The sequence below is a fragment of the Roseibium sp. genome, assembly GCF_025698965.1.
GTDB lineage: Bacteria > Pseudomonadota > Alphaproteobacteria > Rhizobiales > Stappiaceae > Roseibium.
The window spans coordinates 1-5,740 of sequence record NZ_JAILWL010000428.1; the positions used below are offsets into that span (position 1 = coordinate 1).

6 protein-coding genes are annotated in these 5,740 nt (G+C 53.4%); 3 read left to right on the forward strand and 3 right to left on the reverse strand.

Annotated features, from left to right (window positions below; translation table 11 throughout):
- The coding region (locus K5905_RS26010; RefSeq protein ID WP_297589607.1) for a RidA family protein at nucleotides 1-352 on the forward strand (352 nt) is incomplete at its 5' end.
- Between the two features lie 66 nt (nucleotides 353-418).
- On the opposite strand, the gene K5905_RS26015 is transcribed toward K5905_RS26010, so the two are convergent.
- Nucleotides 419-1,336: a LysR family transcriptional regulator gene (locus K5905_RS26015; protein WP_297589609.1), complete on the reverse strand. Its 918-nt coding sequence runs from the start codon at nucleotides 1,334-1,336 to the stop codon at nucleotides 419-421.
- A 130-nt stretch (nucleotides 1,337-1,466) separates the two neighbouring features.
- On the opposite strand from K5905_RS26015, the gene K5905_RS26020 reads away from it, so the two are divergent.
- Complete coding sequence (locus K5905_RS26020) at nucleotides 1,467-1,994, forward strand: carboxymuconolactone decarboxylase family protein (RefSeq protein ID WP_297589611.1); 528 nt, start codon at nucleotides 1,467-1,469, stop codon at nucleotides 1,992-1,994.
- Between the two features lie 122 nt (nucleotides 1,995-2,116).
- Nucleotides 2,117-2,932 (forward strand): glutathione S-transferase family protein, encoded by an 816-nt coding sequence (locus tag K5905_RS26025; RefSeq protein ID WP_297589614.1) that lies wholly within the window; start codon nucleotides 2,117-2,119, stop codon nucleotides 2,930-2,932.
- A 164-nt stretch (nucleotides 2,933-3,096) separates the two neighbouring features.
- Here the strand turns inward: K5905_RS26025 and K5905_RS26030 are convergent, their stop codons facing one another.
- A complete protein-coding gene (locus K5905_RS26030) occupies nucleotides 3,097-4,293 on the reverse strand; it encodes an MFS transporter (protein ID WP_297589616.1) in 1,197 nt (398 codons plus the stop codon).
- The gene (locus K5905_RS26035; protein WP_297589619.1) at nucleotides 4,286-5,689 is read right to left on the reverse strand and encodes a phosphotransferase; all 1,404 of its coding nucleotides are present in this window, start codon (nucleotides 5,687-5,689) and stop codon (nucleotides 4,286-4,288) included. Before K5905_RS26035 ends, K5905_RS26030 begins: the two co-directional genes overlap by 8 nt.
- Between the last annotated feature and the right edge of the window lie 51 nt (nucleotides 5,690-5,740).

Below are 5,740 nucleotides of genomic sequence, written 5' to 3' on the forward strand. Positions count from 1 at the left end.
CGGTTACTCGCAAATCTCCATCGTCGACCCACACCGCCTTGCATTTGTTTCAGGCCAGGTTGCCTGGCGGCGGGACGGTGGATCGGTTCCCGGGAACATTGCAGAACAGACCGCGATTGTTATCGGGAACCTGCGGGAAGCTCTTGTCGCAATCAGGGCAAAGCCCCGCGATATCGTTCAGATGCGGCTCTACGTCACTGATCTTGGCGATGAGGCTCAGGAGATTGTGATGACCCAGTTGGCAAAATTCCTGGATGGCACCCAGCCAAGCCTGACCGGCATCGGCGTAAATGCCCTTGCCGCACCCGATCTGAAAATTGAGATGGAAATGGTTGTGCAGGTACCGGCCTGACCCTGTCTACTAATTCCGGGGCGGCTCAAGGCTGCCCCGATATACGAAAGGCATTTGTCAAAGCGGTCAGGTTTTGGTTTCCATCTGCGCTCGTATCTCAGGCCTCGCATCCTCAACGATTTTCACGAATGCCTCAACTGTCGGGTTGCTGTGGTTCTTGCTGTACTGGAGTTCAAGCGGCATTCCTTTGATCTTGTCCTTGATCGGAATCCGGCAGCATTCGGTCATGTTCAGGTGACGGATACAGCTTGGGGCAAGCGTCACGCCTAGTCCTGACGCTACATGGGTTAACACTGTCTGCATATTGGCGGCCTGGCGTTCGATTTTCGGCGAAAACCCGGCACGTTGACAGGCCGCAATGGACTGGTCAAAAAGATTTACCGCACCGCTGCGTTCAAACATGACAAAGGGCTGGCTCTCCAGATCTTTCAACCTGATTGCAGGTCGATCTGCTAGAGGATGACTGCTGGAAACGAACGCCGAAATCTCGTCCGTGTATATGTTGATGCAATTGAAACCGGCCTGCATTGTATCCGGCAGGCTTCTCGAAAAACCGAGATCGATTTGTCCCGTCATGAAGGCATCGATCTGTTGCTTGGCCGTCATGTCTTCCAGAACGAGCTGAACATGAGGATGTTGCATGGTGTATTTTTTTATGAGCGCCGGGAAAAATTCAAGGCAGGCAGGTGCGATGTATCCGATCCTGAGTTTCCCTGTCTTGCCAGCGGCCGCCCGTTCGACAAGGTCCCTCGCCTGCTCTTCCTGAGCGATTATCTTGACTGCTTCCTCAAGCAACGTTTCACCCGCAGCAGTCAGCTTGACGTCTCGCGTCGTGCGCACGAAAAGCTTCACATTCAGTTCATATTCCAGGTCTGATATTTGTCGACTGACAGCCGGTTGAACGGTGTTCAACTCTCGTGCAGCTGCTGAGAAGTTCATGTGTTTGGCAACAGCGGAGAATGTTCTCAGAAGGCGAATTTCCATGAACTAATTTATAACAATTCGCTATCAGTGAAATCAACACTGAACATTTCACACATAAACCGTCATACCATAAACAGAATGAGTTCTTACTTGCGCAGTCCGGTACCTCGAATGTGGAATGGAGCCTGTAGTGACCAGTCAACCCGCACGATACTCAGTTTTGAACCTGGAGACGGCTCCGTCCGCGTCCGCCCCTCTCCTGGAGCGCATCAATAGCATTTTCGGGGGTATCTTGCCGTTGAAAGGCGTGATGGCGAACTCTCCGGTCACACTGAAGAGCTATCTGGACATTCTGGGAAACATGAATGACACCGATTTTACGAAGATTGAGCAGCAATCGATCTATCTTGTCGCCAGCATGTATAACGGCTGTGGCTACTGTACCGATGCCCATTCACGAGGACTGAAAAAGATCTTCAAAATGCCTGAGGATCAGGTTGATGCCATTTTGTCGGGACGGCCAACAGGTGATGAGAAAATAGACGCACTCGTAAACGTCACACAGGAAATACTTGAAACCCGCGGAGCTATTTCAGATGAGGCCCGACACCGATTTCTGCAAGCAGGCTACACGGACAATCAACTCATCGATCTTCTGAGTGCGCTGGCCATGAAACTCATCACCAATTATCTGGGCCGCCTCAGCGGGCTTGGTTAAAAACCTCAAACATAGGTCTGCGCTTTGATCCGAAGCGTCGCGGGATTGAACACCAACACATTGCAAAAGCCCTGAAAAACAACTGGTTTCAGGCACGCAAAGGATAAGAAGGGTCGTCTGAGATGCCTGAGATCGAACCGAGAGATCAGAGCTTGAAGTCCCTCAAAGGGCTTCATTTGTGGCATGCCGGAATGTCGAGCTGCTCCCAACGGGTTCGCATCGCTCTGGCAGAAGCCGGACGCGAGTTCGAAAGCCATTTGATCAATCTTGAACGCGGCGAGCACGCGACGGAAGAGTACCAGTCAATCCATCCGAACGGCGTCGTTCCTGCTCTCGTTGAGGACGGCCATCTCTACATAGAATCCGTCGACATCATCCGGCACATTTCCAAAGGCAATGACGACCTTTCCAAAAGTGTTGATGCCGATCTTCTGAAGCGCGCGGACGCTGCTCAAAAAGACCTGAAACTGCTGACCTTCGAGTTCCTGTTTCGTGGCGGCCCGGCGAAGGACAGCGAGGAAGTCAAATCTTTCCATGAAAATCACAAAAACCAATGGCTGAAACAATTCCATGCAGATTTTGCCAAGGGGTTCGAAAGGGACAGGATTGCCGCCGCCGTCAATCGGACGAAGGCCGAGTTTGATCATTTGAATGACGTCTTGTCGGATGGCCGCAGTTTTTTATCCGGAAAGGACTTCTCCCTCGCCGACATAGCCTGGATCCCAAACGTTCATCGATTTGAGCTGATGAGATGGCCATTCGAAGATACGGCGCATCTGCAACGCTGGTTCGAGAGAATTTCAAAGCGTTCAAGCTATGCGAAGGCGCTGGTCGCCTGGGAGAACCCGCGCGCAAGAAATACTCTCAAGGCTTACACGGAAAAACGACGTCAGGAAGGAACTGACATTCGCAGTTTCGGAGACCTGCGCAAGAGTTGATTGCATGCGCACAGACTACGAACTTAGGTAATCCCTTCGTAAACGATGCGCATGCCTGACGGATAACCAGACCCGTGCAGCCTCTACTCAAAGACGCCTGGATTGCAGCAGCATTCGTGCTGAAGGCAATGTCGGCGCAAGCCACACATGAGAGCAGCGCCAGGTCATTCCGCCGCCACAGGCAAAACCGCTCTGGCATTGATCGCAAAACACAAGGGCACCGAAACAACGGCGACCATCAAACCGATGGCAAGCATGGAAGCACCCTGCCCGTAACTTTCGACCGACCAGCCATAAACAGGCGCGACCACGGCAAATCCGATATTTCCAAGCATGGTTGCCACTGCCATCGTCGAAGCTCTGACAGGCCCTTCGCTCAAGGTGTTGATCTCCTTGCGCATCACCGGGTCGTAAACACCTTGGGCAACGGAATGGATAGCAAATCCCAGTAGCACGATGACCAGCCCGACTATCCCTCCAAGATAGGCGCCAGCGGCAAGCACGATGAAACAAACCGAAATAAGCAGCGCCAGAACGGACCAGGGGCCACCGGTCATCGTTTTTACCCACCTCACACGAAGCGCGGACAGCAAAGAGATACCAAGCATGATCCCAAACAGAACGCCGTAATAACCGAGTTCGACCTGCAGATATTCCAGCATGGGCTGGAATGCCCAGAACCCAATTCGCACAGCAATGAAGGTGATGGCGAAAAACAATATGATCAGGAAAAAACCGGGTTGGGTAAGAACGCGACCGATCATACTGAACCAGGGTGTCTTCTTCCTGTTCTCATGAAAGTGAGGTTCATGCAGAAAGAAAAGGACGAACAGCACCGAAACCGAAATAACAACTGCGCTGATTAGAAACGGGACGGCAAGTGACGTGGCGGCTGCGATCCAGGCCCCAACAGCCGAGGCTGCGCCAAATCCGAGATTGCGCATGGCCCATCCGGTGCCCTCCACCTGCTCATAACGCTTAACCTCTCCCCGGGCCTCCAGCTCGTCGTATAGCAGAGCGGAGTCTGACGTTGTCGCAAGGCTCATCGCCACGCCCAGCATGATTTCAGCCAACGCAAACACTGCGTAGGTGCTCCCAAGTCCCATTATTCCATAGGCAGCGGCACAAAGCAGAGAGCCTGTTATGAGGCTGGTTTTACGTCCGATCCTGTCGGCGAAATACCCGCCGGGGACATCGCTGACCGCCTTCGTGATGTAGTAGATACTTTCCAGACTGAGCGCCTGGCTCAGGCTCAGGCCAACGCTCTGGAAATAGACCAGTCCGATGGCAACGTGAAAGTAGCTGTAGCGGAAGAGCCGGTAGATGAAAAACCCATAGATCAGTTTTGTCGTGTCAAGCATTGGCCACCCCTCTTCCCGATGCTGCATCCAGGTAAATTGACGCGAGCGCGTAGATCGCCCACCAGGCATGCTCGTTCTTGACCGCGTCTTTGTATTTCAACCATCCGAACGTTGCATTTGCCGCTCCTGCGTAAAGGCGGAAGGGAAAGCTTGGACCCATCGTTTCGGCCGGTAACAGCTGAATACATACCTTCGGGAAGTTCGTGAGCGTCGTCCTGATCAGGTCCAGCAATGGCGTTGAAAAATTGACCTGTACCTCACGGCTCGTTTCTTCGATCGTCACAATCCGATCGACCGTGTCCGTTTCAATGGCGCGCAAGATCGGAGCCATACCGCCGACGCTGTGAAGCAAGGTCGCCATGTCATAAACCGGGTCGCCGTAAGCGAACCGGTCTACTTGCTCACAGTCCCATTGAAGACGCGGGTCCAGCAAGATGAACGTGCGCCCGCGCAAGGTTGCAACCATGTTTTTGAGATGCAGGTCGCCATGGATCATCGTCGAAAAACGCGGTACGGACCCATGTCCCGAACGGCTCGCATGTTCGACAAGTTCCTCTGCAGCAGGAAGCGCCATGCCGTTCACTCGCAAAGGTTTCCGCAATGTGGCTCCGATTTCCCGGATAGATGCCGTTTCAGCTGCAGTTTGCCGAAAATCATCACGCTTCAGCAGCCGCAAGATTCGTTCGGTATAATGATATCGAGCGACTTTACAGGTGCGCTCAACCACCGTTCCTCGATAAAGCTCCGCGAGAGGCACCAGCGTCGACACAAGCGTCTCGATCCAGTCCGGATCGAGCCCAAGCCGATCACGGCGGGAAAAGACAAGCTCTTCCCCACTGTCGGGCTTGCCGGCTTCCATCAGATACCAGGCCCGTCCAGCAAAATCTCCGCTCGACCATATGCGGGGGAACAATTGCGGAGAGACCGTAGTTGCCTGACCAAAAAAGCTGGTTTCGAGCTCGATCACATCCGGAGAACCGACTTTCAATACCATCGGCTCGTTTGTTTCAAGATACCAAATAGCGTAGGAGTCCGCTCCCCGGTTCAACGGTCTCGGGTTTCGCAGCGCTTTTGCGAGCGATGCTACATCATGATGCGGCGGCGCAATCAATTGCGCGTATTCCCGGCTTAGTTCCTCCAGCAGCCATTCCGACGCTTCTTCCTCGGAAATGGTCACCGGAATGGAACTCCTGCGCCCACCCCAGTTGATAACAGCAGCCGTTTGCTCCCCATCTCCTTCGGCGATCACCTCGAACTGTGCACCAAGTGCAGAAAAACGCTTCACGGCATCGTCGACGGTCAACCCCGACGCCAGTTTCACAACGCAAACAGTGCGCAACGCTTGATTAGCTTCATCGAACAACGGTACGCGCGAGGCAGAAATCATGCCCCGCATTACGCCACCAACCTTTCTTGAGACGATTCAGGGCTCAAAATTCCATCCGCG